This is a genomic window from Klebsiella oxytoca (assembly GCF_009707385.1).
Lineage (GTDB): Bacteria > Pseudomonadota > Gammaproteobacteria > Enterobacterales > Enterobacteriaceae > Klebsiella > Klebsiella oxytoca_C.
The window spans coordinates 1,068,255-1,085,227 of the sequence record NZ_CP046115.1 but is presented as its reverse complement, the minus strand read 5'-3'; the positions used below and the strand labels follow the sequence as shown (position 1 = coordinate 1,085,227).

General features: G+C 52.2%; 12 protein-coding genes, 3 tRNA genes and 3 rRNA genes. 8 read left to right on the top strand and 10 right to left on the bottom strand.

The features are described from left to right. Nucleotides 1-78 precede the first annotated feature (78 nt). The gene (locus tag GJ746_RS05055; protein ID WP_154679200.1) at nt 79-1,269 is read right to left on the bottom strand and encodes an MFS transporter; all 1,191 of its coding nucleotides are present in this window, start codon (nt 1,267-1,269) and stop codon (nt 79-81) included. A gap of 104 nt (nt 1,270-1,373) precedes the next feature. Between GJ746_RS05055 and yafC the strand changes: the two genes are divergently transcribed. Then, complete coding sequence (gene yafC / locus GJ746_RS05050) at nt 1,374-2,276, top strand: DNA-binding transcriptional regulator YafC (RefSeq protein ID WP_154679199.1); 903 nt, start codon at nt 1,374-1,376, stop codon at nt 2,274-2,276. A 29-nt stretch (nt 2,277-2,305) separates the two neighbouring features. Here the strand turns inward: yafC and dkgB are convergent, their stop codons facing one another. From dkgB to gmhB, 8 genes are all read right to left on the bottom strand, one after another. Then, on the bottom strand, nt 2,306-3,109 hold the full coding sequence (gene dkgB / locus GJ746_RS05045; protein ID WP_154679198.1) for a 2,5-didehydrogluconate reductase DkgB: 804 nt from the start codon (nt 3,107-3,109) through the stop codon (nt 2,306-2,308). A 163-nt stretch (nt 3,110-3,272) separates the two neighbouring features. Further along, nucleotides 3,273-3,349, bottom strand: a tRNA-Asp gene (locus GJ746_RS05040). Between the two features lie 55 nt (nt 3,350-3,404). After that, nucleotides 3,405-3,520, bottom strand: a 5S ribosomal RNA gene (gene rrf / locus GJ746_RS05035). 190 nt (nt 3,521-3,710) lie between these two features. Further along, nucleotides 3,711-6,610, bottom strand: a 23S ribosomal RNA gene (locus tag GJ746_RS05030). Nucleotides 6,611-6,788: 178 nt separating this feature from the next. Next, nucleotides 6,789-6,864: transfer RNA gene (locus tag GJ746_RS05025), tRNA-Ala, on the bottom strand. A 106-nt stretch (nt 6,865-6,970) separates the two neighbouring features. Beyond that, a tRNA-Ile gene (locus GJ746_RS05020) sits at nt 6,971-7,047 on the bottom strand. A gap of 72 nt (nt 7,048-7,119) precedes the next feature. Continuing rightward, nucleotides 7,120-8,659 (bottom strand): 16S ribosomal RNA (locus GJ746_RS05015). The 16S, 23S and 5S rRNA genes sit together here with 3 tRNA genes alongside, the layout of an rRNA operon. Nucleotides 8,660-9,029: 370 nt before the next feature. Further along, complete coding sequence (gene gmhB / locus GJ746_RS05010) at nt 9,030-9,596, bottom strand: D-glycero-beta-D-manno-heptose 1,7-bisphosphate 7-phosphatase (protein WP_154679197.1); 567 nt, start codon at nt 9,594-9,596, stop codon at nt 9,030-9,032. A 188-nt stretch (nt 9,597-9,784) separates the two neighbouring features. Between gmhB and metN the strand changes: the two genes are divergently transcribed. The 7 genes from metN (at nt 9,785) to GJ746_RS04975 (ending at nt 16,242) form a co-directional block, all read left to right on the top strand. Beyond that, complete coding sequence (gene metN / locus GJ746_RS05005) at nt 9,785-10,816, top strand: methionine ABC transporter ATP-binding protein MetN (RefSeq protein WP_154679196.1); 1,032 nt, start codon at nt 9,785-9,787, stop codon at nt 10,814-10,816. Then, nucleotides 10,809-11,462, top strand: a complete 654-nt coding sequence (locus GJ746_RS05000) for a methionine ABC transporter permease MetI (RefSeq protein ID WP_004098792.1) — start codon at nt 10,809-10,811, stop codon at nt 11,460-11,462. The genes metN and GJ746_RS05000 overlap by 8 nt, the downstream gene beginning before the upstream one ends. A gap of 39 nt (nt 11,463-11,501) precedes the next feature. Next, on the top strand, nt 11,502-12,317 hold the full coding sequence (gene metQ / locus GJ746_RS04995) for a methionine ABC transporter substrate-binding lipoprotein MetQ (protein ID WP_154679195.1): 816 nt from the start codon (nt 11,502-11,504) through the stop codon (nt 12,315-12,317). Nucleotides 12,318-12,425: 108 nt separating this feature from the next. Next, nucleotides 12,426-12,833, top strand: a complete 408-nt coding sequence (rcsF, locus tag GJ746_RS04990) for an Rcs stress response system protein RcsF (RefSeq protein WP_154679194.1) — start codon at nt 12,426-12,428, stop codon at nt 12,831-12,833. After that, a complete protein-coding gene (gene tsaA, locus GJ746_RS04985; RefSeq protein ID WP_154679193.1) occupies nt 12,830-13,537 on the top strand; it encodes a tRNA (N6-threonylcarbamoyladenosine(37)-N6)-methyltransferase TrmO in 708 nt (235 codons plus the stop codon). Before rcsF ends, tsaA begins: the two co-directional genes overlap by 4 nt. Nucleotides 13,538-13,647: 110 nt before the next feature. Continuing rightward, nucleotides 13,648-15,366, top strand: a complete 1,719-nt coding sequence (proS, locus tag GJ746_RS04980; RefSeq protein WP_154679192.1) for a proline--tRNA ligase — start codon at nt 13,648-13,650, stop codon at nt 15,364-15,366. A 54-nt stretch (nt 15,367-15,420) separates the two neighbouring features. Beyond that, nucleotides 15,421-16,242, top strand: a complete 822-nt coding sequence (locus GJ746_RS04975; protein ID WP_154679191.1) for a YaeF family permuted papain-like enzyme — start codon at nt 15,421-15,423, stop codon at nt 16,240-16,242. On the opposite strand, the gene nlpE is transcribed toward GJ746_RS04975, so the two are convergent. Beyond that, nucleotides 16,239-16,940, bottom strand: a complete 702-nt coding sequence (nlpE, locus tag GJ746_RS04970; protein ID WP_154679190.1) for an envelope stress response activation lipoprotein NlpE — start codon at nt 16,938-16,940, stop codon at nt 16,239-16,241. The two genes, GJ746_RS04975 and nlpE, sit on opposite strands and share 4 nt — an antisense overlap. Nucleotides 16,941-16,973 lie beyond the last annotated feature (33 nt).

Sequence of the window (16,973 nt, the reverse complement as noted above, 5' to 3'; positions counted from 1 at the left end):
GAAACCAGCCCGACTACAGCTGGTTCTTCTGTTATAGGGATTTTCGTATACACTTTCAATGCAATTTGCCAGAAACCTTTATCCTTCTACGGAAAGAGTGGTAGCACAGCGCTGAGGCTTATCAAGCCGACCGCAGAGAACGACCAGTAATAGCGCGATAAGGACAATCAGCGCGCCAATCCAGGGCGTCTGGGCCAGCCCATAATGCGCTACCGTCTGTCCGCCGATGACCGAGCCTAATGCAATACCAACATTAAATGCCGCGATATTCAGCCCAGAAGCCACGTCTACCGCGTCCGGGGTATATTGTTCAGCTTTCTGAACAACGTACACCTGCAGACCCGGAACGTTACCAAAAGCAAAGACCCCCATCACCAGCACCGTCGCCAGCGCGGCATACTGGATACTGGCCGTAAACTGAAAAAGCAAAAGTAGCACAACTAGCGCGGCAAAAATCAGCTTCAGGGCGGGCACGGCTCCATGTTTATCCGCCAGCTTTCCGCCCCATACGTTACCCACCGCGACAGAAACACCGTAGCCAAGAAGAATCCAGCTGACGGCTGACGGGCTAAACCCGGCAAGATCCTGCATCATCGGCGTCAGGAAGGTAAAAGCGGTAAAAACGCCGCCATATCCCAATGCGGTGATAGCGTAGATAATCAGTAAACGCGGGTGATTTAGCACTTTAAGCTGAGCGCGCAGACCCGTACTAATGCGACCAGGAATATTATTCGGAACCAGGATAAGGCTGCTTATTAACGCCAGTACGCCAAGGATCGAGACGGCCAGGAACGTTTCACGCCAGCCAAAGTGCTGGCCGATAAAAGTACCCAATGGCACACCGGTCACCAGCGCAACGGTCAGGCCGCCAAACATAATCGCAATCGCCGAAGCCGCTTTCTCTTTAGGTACCAGGCTGGTCGCAATTGTCGAACCGATCGAAAAAAATACTCCGTGCGCCAGCCCCGTGAGTAAGCGGGCCAGGATCAGCGTTTCATAGCCCGGTGCCTGCCAGGCCAGCAGATTGCCAGCGGTAAACAGCGCCATTAACGCCAGCAACAGCTGCTTGCGCGGTATACGTCCGGTCAGAGCAGTTAACACCGGCGCGCCTATCGCTACGCCCAGGGCATATATCGAAACCAGCAGCCCGGCAGAAGGCAGAGAAATAGCAAGCTGTTCAGCAATAGTGGGTACCAGTCCCACAATGACAAATTCAGTGGTGCCAATAGCAAAGGCACCGATAGTTAAGGCAAGTAGCGCCAGCGGCATAATGTACTCCGTATCATCAGGATTAAGATGACACGTAGTATGAAGAGATGTTTTAATAACAAAAATAGCCAAAATATCAATATAATTTTGCCATAGGTGCAATAATGAGAGCCACCTCAGAAGAAATCGCCATTTTTGTCGCCGTGGTAGAGAGCGGCAGCTTTAGTCGTGCAGCTGAACAGCTTGGTCAGGCTAACTCCGCCGTTAGCCGGGCGGTGAAAAAACTGGAGTCCAAACTCGGCGTAAGCCTGCTTAACCGAACGACCCGTCAGTTAAGCCTGACCGAAGAAGGGGAGCGTTACTTCCGTCGAATGCAGGTTGTACTTCAGGAGATGGCCGCTGCTGAAAATGAGCTTCTGGAGAGCCGTACGACGCCAAGGGGATTATTACGCGTTGATGCGGCGACGCCGGTAATACTGCATTTCCTGTTGCCTTTGATAAAGCCTTTCCGGGAACGCTATCCGGAAATGAACCTTACCCTGGTCTCTTCAGAAACCTTTATCAACCTGATTGAACGTAAAGTTGACGTTGCTATCCGCGCCGGCACGCTGACCGATTCCAGCCTGCGTGCCAGACCATTGTTCAATAGCTACCGCAAAATAATCGCTTCACCAGAATATCTTGCTCGTCACGGGACGCCGCAAAGCATCGCTGAGCTAAAACACCATCAGTGCCTCGGTTTCAGCGAACCCGCGTCATTGAATACATGGCCTGTCTCCTGCTGCGATGGCCAGCTGCTGGAAATCGACAGCGAGATCTCATCAAATAGCGGAGAAACGCTCAAACAGCTATGCCTGGCCGGTAACGGTATCGCCTGTTTGTCAGACTATATGGTGGATAAGGAAATTGCTGAAGGGGAATTCGTCGAGCTGCTGGCTGACAAAAGGCTGCCGATTGAAATGCCGTTCAGCGCGGTTTACTACAGCGACAGAGCCGTAAGTACAAGGATCAGAGCCTTTATCGACTTTCTTAGCGAGCATGTAAAACAGCTCCCGAAGGAGCTGTAAGAGGGTTATAAAGTACAGAATGGATTAGATTAGTCCCAGTCTGGAGCTAACTCTTCCGGGCTAACTAACCGATCGTTGCGATCCAGAGCGGCAATCGCCTGGCGATCGTCTTTATCCAACCGTAGCGCCTGGGCTTTAAGGTTGCTTGCCAGGTTTTCACGCTTAGTCGAAGACGGTATTACTGCATAACCTTCGCCCATTGCCCACGCCAGGATAACCTGTGCCGAAGTTGCGTCGTGTTTAGCCGCAATGCGGGCAATAACCTCATCTTTTAACGCCTTACCATAAGCCAGTGTCATATAAGAGGTAATGTGGATACCGTGCTCAGATGCCCAGTCAACGACTTTACGATTCTGCAAATAAGGCGACAGCTCAATTTGGTTGGTGGCAATATTCTCTGTACCAACGGCGGAAATTGCTCTTTCCATTAGCGGAATAGTGAAATTAGAGATACCAATCTGGCGGGTCAGCCCCTGCTTTTTCGCTTCCAGCAGAGCTGTCATAAACTCTTCGACTGCAACGGCATTATTTGGTGATGGCCAGTGGATCAGCGTGAGATCGACATAATCAGTACGCAGCTTCTGCAGACTCTCTTTCAGGCTGGCAATAAGCTTATCTTTGCTTAAATTTTCAATCCAGATCTTGGTGGTGATGAACAGCTCTTCGCGCGCAACGCCGCTTTCTGCGATAGCCTGGCCGACGGCCGCTTCATTATCATAAATTTGCGCGGTATCGATAGCGCGGTAGCCCAGCTCAAGCGCCGTTTTTACCGATGCGATCACCACGTCATCTTTCAGACGGAAAGTCCCGAGACCAAATGCAGGGATTGTCATGATTTTCCTCTTTATTTATAAATATTGGTTAACGGGGATAATTATGACGGACCAAAGGAGCGAGAAAAAGATCGATAAATGCAGAGGATTTTTGCCAGAACAGCAATAATTAAATGACAGGCAAAGAAAAAGCCCTGAGCAAATGCTCAGGGCTTCTAATAAGTGGCGGAACGGACGGGACTCGAACCCGCGACCCCCTGCGTGACAGGCAGGTATTCTAACCGACTGAACTACCGCTCCACCGAATACTTCTGTAACCACCGGATTTACGCACCGGCTTACTACTTAATTTGATGCCTGGCAGTTCCCTACTCTCACATGGGGAGACCCCACACTACCATCGGCGCTACGGCGTTTCACTTCTGAGTTCGGCATGGGGTCAGGTGGGACCACCGCGCTGTTGCCGCCAGGCAAATTCTTTGTGCTCGTCCTGTGTCTTTTACGCTCATACTGCGTTGGCTGCTCTCGCGAATGTCAGTCACATACTTCAGTATGCTCCTTCCATCGCTTCGCTTGCCGCCTTGTCTCAGCGTAAAATCCTTCGGACTCTGAATCAGAGCTGAAAATCGTCTCAAATCCGCCAAAACATCTTCGGCGTTGTAAGGTTAAGCCTCACGGTTCATTAGTACCGGTTAGCTCAACGCATCGCTGCGCTTACACACCCGGCCTATCAACGTCGTCGTCTTCAACGTTCCTTCAGGACTCTCAAGGAGTCAGGGAGAACTCATCTCGGGGCAAGTTTCGTGCTTAGATGCTTTCAGCACTTATCTCTTCCGCATTTAGCTACCGGGCAATGCCATTGGCATGACAACCCGAACACCAGTGATGCGTCCACTCCGGTCCTCTCGTACTAGGAGCAGCCCCCCTCAATTCTCCAGCGCCCACGGCAGATAGGGACCGAACTGTCTCACGACGTTCTAAACCCAGCTCGCGTACCACTTTAAATGGCGAACAGCCATACCCTTGGGACCTACTTCAGCCCCAGGATGTGATGAGCCGACATCGAGGTGCCAAACACCGCCGTCGATATGAACTCTTGGGCGGTATCAGCCTGTTATCCCCGGAGTACCTTTTATCCGTTGAGCGATGGCCCTTCCATTCAGAACCACCGGATCACTATGACCTGCTTTCGCACCTGCTCGCGCCGTCACGCTCGCAGTCAAGCCAGCTTATGCCATTGCACTAACCTCCTGATGTCCGACCAGGATTAGCTGACCTTCGTGCTCCTCCGTTACGCTTTGGGAGGAGACCGCCCCAGTCAAACTACCCAACCAGACACTGTCCGCAACCCGGATTACGGGCCCACGTTAGAAACACCAGCCATTAAAGGGTGGTATTTCAAGGATGGCTCCATGCAGACTGGCGTCCACACTTCAAAGCCTCCCACCTATCCTACACATCAAGGACCAGTGTTCAGTGTCAAGCTATAGTAAAGGTTCACGGGTCTTCCGTCTTGCCGCGGGTACACTGCATCTTCACAGCGAGTTCAATTTCAACTGAGTCTCGGGTGGAGACAGCCTGGCCATCATTACGCCATTCGTGCAGGTCGGAACTTACCCGACAAGGAATTTCGCTACCTTAGGACCGTTATAGTTACGGCCGCCGTTTTACCGGGGCTTCGATCAAGAGCTTCTCCGCGCAGGATAACCCCATCAATTAACCTTCCGGCACCGGGCAGGCGTCACACCGTATACGTCCACTTTCGTGTTTGCACAGTGCTGTGTTTTTAATAAACAGTTGCAGCCAGCTGGTATCTTCGACTGAGTTCAGCTCCATGAGCAAGTCACTTCACCTACCATCAGCGTGCCTTCTCCCGAAGTTACGGCACCATTTTGCCTAGTTCCTTCACCCGAGTTCTCTCAAGCGCCTGGGTATTCTCTACCTGACCACCTGTGTCGGTTTGGGGTACGATTTGATGTTACCTGATGCTTAGAGGCTTTTCCTGGAAGCAGGGCATTTGTCACTTCAGCACCGTAGTGCCTCGTCATCACACCTCAGCGTTAATAAGGTTCCGGATTTACCTGGAGCCTCCGCCTACATGCTTAAACCGGGACAACCGTCGCCCGGCCAACATAGCCTTCTCCGTCCCCCCTTCGCAGTAACACCAAAGTACAGGAATATTAACCTGTTTCCCATCGACTACGCCTTTCGGCCTCGCCTTAGGGGTCGACTCACCCTGCCCCGATTAACGTTGGACAGGAACCCTTGGTCTTCCGGCGTGCGGGTTTTTCACCCGCATTATCGTTACTTATGTCAGCATTCGCACTTCTGATACCTCCAGCAGCCCTCACAGGCCACCTTCAACGGCTTACAGAACGCTCCCCTACCCAACAACACATCGTGTCGCTGCCGCAGCTTCGGTGCATGGTTTAGCCCCGTTACATCTTCCGCGCAGGCCGACTCGACCAGTGAGCTATTACGCTTTCTTTAAATGATGGCTGCTTCTAAGCCAACATCCTGGCTGTCTGGGCCTTCCCACATCGTTTCCCACTTAACCATGACTTTGGGACCTTAGCTGGCGGTCTGGGTTGTTTCCCTCTTCACGACGGACGTTAGCACCCGCCGTTGTGTCCCCGTGATAACATTCTTCGGTATTCGTAGTTTGCATCGGGTTGTAAGTCGGGATGACCCCCTAGCCGAAACAGTGCTCTACCCCGAAGATAGTTCACGAGGCGCTACCTAAATAGCTTCGGGGAGAACCAGCTATCTCCCGGTTTGATTGGCCTTTCACCCCCAGCCACAAGTCATCCGCTAATTTTTCAACATTAGTCGGTTCGGTCCTCCAGTTAGTGTTACCAACTTCAACCTGCCCATGGTAGATCACCGGGTTTCGGTCTCATACCCTGCAACTTAACGCCCAGTTAGACTCGGTTTCCCTGCGGCTCCCCCTATACGGTTAACCTTGCTACAGATATATAGTCGCTGACCATTATACAAAAGGACGCAGTCACCCCAACATGGAGGCTCCTACTGCTTGTACGTACACGGTTTCAGGTTCTTTTTCACTCCCCTCGCCGGGGTTCTTTTCGCTTCCCTCACGGTACTGGTTCACTATCGGTCAGTCAGGAGTATTTAGCCTTGGAGGATGGTCCCCCCATATTCAGACAGGATACCACGTGTCCCGCCCTACTCTTCGAGTTCACAGCATGTGCATTTTGGTGTACGGGACTATCACCCTGTACCGTCGGACTTTCCAGACCGTTCCACTAACACACACGCTGATTCAGACTCCGGGCTGCTCCCCGTTCGCTCGCCGCTACTGGGGGAATCTCGGTTGATTTCTTTTCCTCGGGGTACTTAGATGTTTCAGTTCCCCCGGTTCGCCTCGTTTGACTATGTATTCATCAAACGATAGTGCAACGAATTGCACTGGGTTTCCCCATTCGGACATCGCCGGCTATAACGGTTCATATCACCTTACCGACGCTTTTCGCAGATTAGCACGTCCTTCATCGCCTCTGACTGCCAGGGCATCCACCGTGTACGCTTAGTCGCTTAACCTCACAACCCGAAGATGTTTCGTGAAACACCCTCGTGTCGCGAAAATTTGAGAGACTCGAACACACATCAACAGTGTGTCGTTTCAATTTTCAGCTTGATCCAGATTTTTAAAGAGCAAAACTTCGCAGTGAACCTTTTCAGGTACACTCTGAAGTTTTCTTGTTTTTTGCAGTAAGGATGGTGGAGCTATGCGGGATCGAACCGCAGACCTCCTGCGTGCAAAGCAGGCGCTCTCCCAGCTGAGCTATAGCCCCATCGATTAAATCTCTTTTAACCTTAATTCGTTTTCGGGCGCGGCGTGGTGAAGCGAAGCATACTGAAGTATGCGAGCTTTGCCACAACAAAGCACGGAGACGAATTTGGTAGGCCTGAGTGGACTTGAACCACCGACCTCACCCTTATCAGGGGTGCGCTCTAACCACCTGAGCTACAAGCCTGCAGAGATTTTCTTACTGCTTATTTTTCATCAGACAATCTGTGTGGACACTACAAAGGCAGGTTCTTTCAGGTAAGGAGGTGATCCAACCGCAGGTTCCCCTACGGTTACCTTGTTACGACTTCACCCCAGTCATGAATCACAAAGTGGTAAGCGCCCTCCCGAAGGTTAAGCTACCTACTTCTTTTGCAACCCACTCCCATGGTGTGACGGGCGGTGTGTACAAGGCCCGGGAACGTATTCACCGTGGCATTCTGATCCACGATTACTAGCGATTCCGACTTCATGGAGTCGAGTTGCAGACTCCAATCCGGACTACGACATACTTTATGAGGTCCGCTTGCTCTCGCGAGGTCGCTTCTCTTTGTATATGCCATTGTAGCACGTGTGTAGCCCTGGTCGTAAGGGCCATGATGACTTGACGTCATCCCCACCTTCCTCCAGTTTATCACTGGCAGTCTCCTTTGAGTTCCCGGCCGGACCGCTGGCAACAAAGGATAAGGGTTGCGCTCGTTGCGGGACTTAACCCAACATTTCACAACACGAGCTGACGACAGCCATGCAGCACCTGTCTCACAGTTCCCGAAGGCACGTTCTCATCTCTGAAAACTTCTGTGGATGTCAAGACCAGGTAAGGTTCTTCGCGTTGCATCGAATTAAACCACATGCTCCACCGCTTGTGCGGGCCCCCGTCAATTCATTTGAGTTTTAACCTTGCGGCCGTACTCCCCAGGCGGTCGACTTAACGCGTTAGCTCCGGAAGCCACTCCTCAAGGGAACAACCTCCAAGTCGACATCGTTTACAGCGTGGACTACCAGGGTATCTAATCCTGTTTGCTCCCCACGCTTTCGCACCTGAGCGTCAGTCTTTGTCCAGGGGGCCGCCTTCGCCACCGGTATTCCTCCAGATCTCTACGCATTTCACCGCTACACCTGGAATTCTACCCCCCTCTACAAGACTCCAGCCTGCCAGTTTCGAATGCAGTTCCCAGGTTGAGCCCGGGGATTTCACATCCGACTTGACAGACCGCCTGCGTGCGCTTTACGCCCAGTAATTCCGATTAACGCTTGCACCCTCCGTATTACCGCGGCTGCTGGCACGGAGTTAGCCGGTGCTTCTTCTGCGGGTAACGTCAATTGCTGCGGTTATTAACCACAACACCTTCCTCCCCGCTGAAAGTACTTTACAACCCGAAGGCCTTCTTCATACACGCGGCATGGCTGCATCAGGCTTGCGCCCATTGTGCAATATTCCCCACTGCTGCCTCCCGTAGGAGTCTGGACCGTGTCTCAGTTCCAGTGTGGCTGGTCATCCTCTCAGACCAGCTAGGGATCGTCGCCTAGGTGAGCCGTTACCTCACCTACTAGCTAATCCCATCTGGGCACATCTGATGGCAAGAGGCCCGAAGGTCCCCCTCTTTGGTCTTGCGACGTTATGCGGTATTAGCTACCGTTTCCAGTAGTTATCCCCCTCCATCAGGCAGTTTCCCAGACATTACTCACCCGTCCGCCACTCGTCACCCGAGAGCAAGCTCTCTGTGCTACCGTTCGACTTGCATGTGTTAGGCCTGCCGCCAGCGTTCAATCTGAGCCATGATCAAACTCTTCAATTTAAGTTTGATGCTCACAGAATTAAACTTCGTAATGAATTACGTGTTCACTCTTTGAGACTTGGTATTCATTTTTCGTCCGAAGACGTTAAGAATCCATGTCACTTTGAGTGCCCACACAGATTGTCTGATAAATTGTTAAAGAGCAGTTGCGACGCGCTTCAGCGCTCTGTCGCGAGGTGGCGTATATTACGCTTTCCTCTTTCAGAGTCAACCCTGAATGTCAGGATTTTTTCTCTTCAACCGACCGGCTGTTTGTGTGAAGTGATTCACATCTGCCGGGTCAGTGGGAGCGCATTATAGGGAGTTATTCGGCGCTGACAAGCGGTAAAATACAATTTTATTTCAACCGCTCATCTTTTATACATAACGCTTATTTTTGCTGCTTTTTGATAGCATCCGGTAGGTCTGCCAGGCTATTAAGGACCCAATCAGCGGCATTTTCCGCTTCTGGAGTCACGGGCTTGCCGGTGCGTACTAATACTTTTGTGCCAACATCAGCAGCTAAAGCCGCCTGCATATCTTCTATTTTATCGCCCACCATATAGGAAGCAGCCATATCAATATGCAGATAGTCGCGAGCGGAGATCAGCATACCCGGATGCGGCTTACGGCAGTCACAGGTCTGGCGAAACTCTTCGACGGTTCCCTGCGGGTGGTGCGGACAATAATAGATGCCATCCAGGTCAACGCCGCGATCGGCCAGCGACCAGTCCATCCACTCGGTGAGCGTTTCAAACTGCTCTTCAGTAAACTTACCGCGAGCGATGCCTGACTGGTTGGTCACCAGCACCAGCGCATAGCCCATCTCCTTTAATTGACGCATCGCGTCAATGACGCCATCGATAAATTCAAAGTTGTCGATTTCATGGACGTAGCCGTGATCGACATTAATCGTGCCATCACGGTCAAGAAAAATTGCGGGTACTGACATTGCCACCGGTTTGCTCCTGATAAAGGCTAATGCGTGTAGTATCGCATGTTTCCGGGCGCAAGAAAGTGCTCATTATACAGAGTCAGATTGATTTAGACGTCTGGATGCCTTAACATCCATTTCATTGACAGGCTTCGCCTGGACACGGCAGAAGAAAATGCCACGGCAAACGGCTAAACGATAATAAATAACTGATGATTAAACTTTCGAATATCACCAAAGTGTTCCAGCAGGGGAACCGCAGCATACAGGCGCTAAACGATGTCAGCCTGCATGTCCCTGCCGGGCAAATTTATGGCGTCATCGGCGCTTCCGGCGCGGGTAAGAGTACGTTAATCCGCTGCGTTAACCTGCTTGAACGTCCAACCCAGGGCAGCGTACAGGTTGATGGCCAGGAACTGACAGCGCTTTCAGAGAAAGAGCTGACCCGCGCGCGCCGCCAGATCGGCATGATCTTCCAGCACTTTAACCTGCTTGCCTCGCGCACCGTGTTCGGTAATGTGGCTTTGCCTCTGGAACTCGATAATACGTCTAAAGATGAAATCAAGCGTCGGGTGACCGAACTGCTGGATCTCGTCGGCCTGGGAGATAAACACGATAGCTATCCGGCAAATCTCTCTGGCGGCCAAAAACAGCGCGTAGCCATCGCCCGTGCGCTGGCGAGCAACCCAAAGGTCCTGCTATGCGACGAAGCCACCAGCGCCCTGGACCCGGCTACCACGCGTTCGATTCTGGAATTGCTCAAGGACATCAACCGTCGTCTGGGCCTGACGATTCTGCTTATTACCCATGAAATGGATGTCGTCAAACGCATCTGTGACTGCGTTGCCGTTATCAGCAATGGTCAGTTGATTGAACAGGACACGGTGAGCGAAGTCTTCTCTCATCCCAAGACCCCGCTGGCACAGCAGTTTATTCAATCAACGCTGCACCTTGATATCCCGGATGATTATCAGGCACGTCTGAAACCTGAAGCTCTTCCCGATAGCGTACCCATGCTGCGCATGGAGTTCACCGGCCACTCGGTTGATGCGCCGCTGCTTTCTGAGACTGCCCGTCGTTTTAATGTGAATAACAACATTATTAGCGCGCAGATGGATTACGCGGGCGGCGTGAAGTTCGGCATTATGCTGACCGAGATGCACGGTTCGCAGGAAGATACCCAGGCCGCCATCGCCTGGCTACAGGAACACCATGTAAAAGTAGAGGTACTGGGATATGTCTGAACCAATGATCTGGCTGCTGGTTCGCGGCGTATGGGAAACGCTGGCCATGACGTTTGTCTCCGGCTTCTTCGGTTTTGTTCTCGGCCTGCCTGTGGGCGTACTGCTGTACGTTACCCGACCGGGGCAAATTGTCGCTAACGCCAAACTCTACCGCACGCTTTCGGCAGTGGTGAACATTTTCCGCTCGATTCCTTTTATCATCCTGCTGGTGTGGATGATCCCTTTCACTCGCGTGATTGTAGGAACCTCAATCGGCCTGCAGGCGGCCATTGTTCCGCTGACGGTCGGCGCTGCGCCATTTATCGCCCGTATGGTTGAAAACGCCCTGCTGGAGATCCCTACCGGGCTTATCGAAGCATCCCGCGCCATGGGAGCAACGCCGATGCAGATCGTCCGTAAGGTTCTGCTGCCGGAAGCGCTGCCGGGTCTGGTGAATGCGGCAACCATTACCCTTATCACGCTGGTTGGCTATTCCGCGATGGGCGGCGCCGTTGGTGCCGGCGGTCTGGGACAGATTGGCTATCAGTACGGCTATATCGGCTACAATGCAACGGTGATGAATACCGTACTGGTATTACTGGTTATTCTGGTTTATTTAATTCAATTCTCTGGCGATCGTATCGTCCGGGCTGTAACTCACAAATAACATCACACACAATACAGAATCTTACAGGAAGGAAATAACATGGCCTTTAATTTCAAAACCTTTGCGGCAGTCGGCGCGTTAATCGGTTCTCTGGCTCTGGTGGGTTGCGGTCAGGACGAGAAAGACCCTAACCATATTAAAGTCGGCGTTATCGTCGGTGCGGAACAGCAGGTAGCTGAAGTCGCGCAGAAAGTAGCAAAAGACAAATACGGCCTCGATGTTGAACTGGTCACCTTCAACGACTACGTTCTGCCGAACGAAGCGCTGAGCAAAGGCGATATCGACGTTAACGCCTTCCAGCATAAACCGTATCTCGATCAGCAGATCAAAGACCGCGGCTACAAGCTGGTTTCCGTAGGTAACTCTTTTGTTTACCCCATTGCCGGCTATTCGAAAAAAATCAAATCGCTGGACGAGCTGCAGCCGGGTTCTCAGGTCGCTATTCCTAACGATCCAACCAACCTTGGCCGCTCTCTGCTGCTGCTGCAGCAGGTTGGCCTGATCAAACTGAAAGAAGGCGTTGGTCTGCTGCCAACCTCTCTGGATATTATTGAAAACCCGAAAAACCTGAAAATTGTTGAGCTGGAAGCCCCGCAGCTGCCGCGTTCTCTGGATGATGCGCAGATCGCTCTGGCGGTTATTAATACCACCTATGCCAGCCAGATTGGCTTAACGCCTTCAAAAGATGGTATTTTTGTTGAAGGTAAAGAGTCTCCGTACGTCAACCTGATTGTCGCTCGTGAAGACAACAAAGATGCGGAAAATGTTAAGAAATTTGTTCAGGCTTACCAGAGTGACGAAGTTTACGAAGCGGCCAACAAAATCTTTAACGGCGGCGCGGTTAAAGGCTGGTAATCTTTTTTCAGCGTAATATCATTCAGGACGGGCTATATGCCCGTCTTGTCATTTATGCAAGCACCTGATTCAATAGCGCCCTGTTTTACTATTTATTGAGGAAATACTATGCGTGCTTTACCGATCTGTTTGTTAGCACTCATGTTAAGCGGTTGTTCTATGCTAAGCAGATCTCCCGTCGAACCAGTACAAAGCACCGTAACTCCGCCCGCCAAATCGGAACCGGCAAAGCCGAAAGCGACGCGCCCGGCTCCGGTAAGAATCTATACCGATGCGACTGAGTTGGTGGGTAAACCTTTCCGTGAACTGGGCGAAGTCACGGGTGAATCATGCCAGGCCTCTAATCAAGACTCTCCGCCAAATATCCCTACCGCTCGCAAGCGTATGCAGATTAACGCGGCAAAAATGAAAGCCAACGCCGTTTTGTTGCACCGCTGCGAAGTCACCAGCGGAACCCCGGGTTGCTACCGTCAGGCCGTCTGCCTTGGTTCAGCGCTTAACGTTACGGCGCAATGAGTGATTTTCAGTTTGCGCAGATAGGCGTTATTCGCTCGCCTTATAGAGAAAAATTTGCCGTTCCCCGCCAGCCAGGATTAGTAAAAAACGGCGGCGGTGAATTACATCTGCTGCCGCCTTATAACCAGGCCGATGCCGTACGCGGTCTGGAAAACTTCAGCCATCTTTGGGTGCTGTTTATTTTCCATCAAACGATGGAAGGCGGCTGGCGCCCCACCGTACGCCCTCCTCGCCTTGGCGGTAATGCGCGAATGGGCGTTTTCGCTACCCGTTCGACCTTTCGTCCCAACCCAATCGGTATGTCGCTGGTCGAGCTAAAAGGTATTCGCTGCCAGAAAGAGCATGTCGTTCTTGAACTAGGCAGTCTGGACCTTGTAGATGGCACGCCGGTGGTGGATATCAAACCCTATCTGCCATTTGCCGAAGCGCTGCCGGAAGCCAACGCAAGCTACGCTCAGCAGGCGCCACTGGCCGAAATCACGGTTAGCTTCACGCCAGAAACAGAATCCCAGCTTTTAACCCTGGAAAGGCGCTATCCACGACTTAAGCTGTTTATTCGCGAGGTTCTGGCACAGGATCCGCGGCCGGCATATCGTAAAGAAGAGGAGCCGGGGAAAACCTACGCCGTCTGGCTACTGGATTTTAACGTACGCTGGCGAGTGATTTCGTCCGGTTTTGAAGTCTTTTCTCTCGAACCACGCTAATTTTATTTTCCTCTCTTTTGGCATCTTTGCCACACTGGTAAACTAAACCACTTTTTTGTGTCAGGCTGGCTTCCAGCCTGTATCGATCGTCCAAATGGAACCGTAACAACATGCGTACTAGCCAATACCTGCTCTCCACTCTGAAGGAGACACCTGCCGACGCCGAAGTTATCAGCCATCAGCTGATGCTGCGCGCCGGGATGATCCGCAAGCTGGCCTCCGGGTTATATACCTGGCTGCCGACCGGCGTGCGCGTCCTGAAAAAAGTCGAAAACATCGTGCGTGAAGAGATGAACAACGCCGGTGCGATCGAGGTGTTAATGCCGGTAGTTCAGCCCTCTGAGCTGTGGCAAGAGAGCGGCCGTTGGGAACAGTACGGCCCGGAACTGCTGCGTATTGCTGACCGTGGCGATCGTCCGTTCGTACTTGGCCCGACCCATGAAGAAGTGATCACCGACCTGATCCGTAACGAGCTAAGCTCTTACAAACAGCTGCCGCTGAACTTCTATCAGATCCAGACCAAATTCCGTGATGAAGTACGTCCACGTTTCGGCGTGATGCGTTCCCGTGAGTTCCTGATGAAAGATGCTTACTCTTTCCATACCTCGCAGGAGTCTCTGCAGGAGACCTACGACGCAATGTACGCCGCGTACAGCAAAATCTTCAGCCGTATGGGGCTGGATTTCCGCGCGGTCCAGGCTGACACCGGTTCTATCGGCGGTAGCGCCTCCCACGAATTCCAGGTACTGGCGCAGAGCGGTGAAGACGATGTGATCTTCTCTGATTCTTCCGACTACGCGGCCAATATCGAGTTCGCCGAAGCCGTAGCACCGAAAGAGCCGCGCGCCGCAGCCACCCAGGAAATGACTCTGGTCGATACGCCGAACGCCAAAACCATCGCCGAGCTGGTTGAGCAGTTCAGTCTGCCCATTGAGAAAACCGTGAAAACCCTGCTGGTAAAAGCGGTAGAAGACAGCAAGTCTCCGCTGATTGCCCTGCTGGTTCGCGGCGATCACGAGCTGAACGAAGTCAAAGCGGAAAAACTGCCGCAGGTCGCCAGCCCGCTGACCTTCGCAACCGAAGAAGAGATTCGCGCGCTGGTGAAAGCAGGTCCCGGTTCTCTTGGCCCGGTTAATATGCCTGTTCCGGTGATTATTGACCGTACCGTTGCCGCCATGAGCGATTTCGCCGCCGGCGCAAACATCGATGGTAAACACTACTTCGGTATCAACTGGGATCGCGACGTCGCCACCCCGGAAGTCGCCGACATCCGCAACGTGGTAGCGGGCGACCCGAGCCCGGACGGTAAAGGCACGCTGCTGATTAAACGCGGTATTGAAGTAGGCCACATCTTCCAGCTGGGTACCAAATACTCAGAAGCGATGAAAGCCTCAGTCCAGGGCGAAGATGGCCGTAACCAGATCCTGACCATGGGTTGCTACGGTATCGGGGTGACTCGCGTGGTGGCGGCAGCCATTGAGCAGAACTTTGACGAGCGCGGGATCCTGTGGCCGGAAGCTATCGCGCCGTTCCAGGTTGCGATTCTGCCGATGAACATGCACAAATCCTACCGCGTGCAGGAGCTGGCCGAGAAGCTGTACGCTGAGCTGACAGCCAGGGGCATCGAAGTGCTGATGGACGATCGTAAAGAGCGTCCGGGCGTCATGTTCGCCGATATGGAGCTTATCGGTATTCCACACACTATCGTGTTAGGGGACCGTAACCTCGATAACGACGATATCGAATACAAGTATCGTCGTAGCGGTGAGAAGCAGTTGATTAAAACCGGCGATATCGTAGATTATCTGGTCACCCAAATTAAAGGTTAATACCAGCAAAGAGGCTCTGTTTTTCAGAGCCTCTTTTTTACAAGGATGGTAATCATGGCTAAAGGAATGGCGCATTACTGCCTGCTTCTTCCCGCATTAATATTGCTTTCTGCCTGCACGATGGACGTCGGCCAGACGGCATCTTCAGCCTCAGCGATTAATCAGCAGTCACAGCAATGGGCGATCAAATTTCAGCGCCAGAGCTCAGTAACCAATAAAACGCTAATTGAGATTAACGAACAAGACCTGCGTCCCGGCGATCTGCTTTTCTCTTCAAGCATTGGCATGACATCGCTGGGGATCCGTGCTTTTAGCAACTCTTCCGTTAGCCATGTCGCTATCTATATCGGTGATAACCAGGTTGCAGAAGCCACCGGTGCCGGAGTGCAGATTGTTCCTCTCCAGCAGGCCATGCAGCACAGCGATAAACTGTTTGCGCTAAGAGCGCCAGCCCTTACGCCGCAACAGGCCACAGAGATTAAAAACTTCGCTTATAAAAACAAAGACAGCCGTTACAACTATCGCGGGATCATTGAATTTATGCCTTTTATGGTGACAAAACAGCTGTGCTCACTGAATCCCTTCTCCAGAGATTTTCGCCAGCAGTGCGTTAATGGTCTGGCCAAAGCGCAGCTAAGCGATGCAGGGAGTGGGGAGAAAAAGGCGTGGTTTTGTTCTGAGTTTGTCAGCGATGCCTTTGCGAAGGCTGGACACCCGCTGACCATGGCCCAGCCGGGCTGGATTAGCCCATCTGACCTGCTGCATATGCGTGAGGGCGATATTGCAAACTTTAAGCCCGAAACACAATTGCAGTATATCGGGCATCTGAAGTTAGGAATTTATATTAAAGCAAGCCGCTTAGTAGGACTTAATTAACGGGAATTACAGTCTTCTTTTTGGTAAAACTTCCCGCTCGAATCCACCGCCAGTACTTTCACCGGCGCTCCCGAATCCGGATTCGCTTCAAGAGTGAAATGCCCTTCCACCACCAGCAGTACCGGTCGAGTATCCGTCCCGCGCGCAGCGGCATAATCACGTTCGAGCTGAGCGTTGTTAGCGACCGCTACGCGCTTGCCGGTGGCGCAGTCGGTAAAGGTCGCGGCATCTGCCATATAGAAATACATTCCGCGCATTGCCATCGGCGTAATCGGCAAACTGGCTTTGACTGACTCAAGGGTATAGTTCAGCGTTGACTCAATCGGATTCCCATTGCGATCGAGCATCTCCAGCTTGTCGCCTTTTGCCCGATAGTAAGACTTCTCGCCTTTGCTGTCGGTTAGCACCAGCTTATCGGCCGTACGCGCCCAGGTACCGTATGAAGCAAAAGAGGAAGGCTCACGGCTGACGCCCTGATAGCGTTGATTCATCACCCAGGTACCGTCTTTCTCAAGAAAGAGAGATGTTTCGATACCTTCACAGTCGGCACAAGGCAGCACGCCGCGCCAGCTCTGCTGCATCGGCTTTAGCTCTTCCATCGGCGCCGGTTGTAACGTTTCCACATCCGAGCGATGGTTACAGCCGAATAAGGCAAAAAGCGAACACGCCGCCACGACTGAAAATACGATTTTCTTCACTATAAATTCCTTATTAATCCATTCCACCGGTCC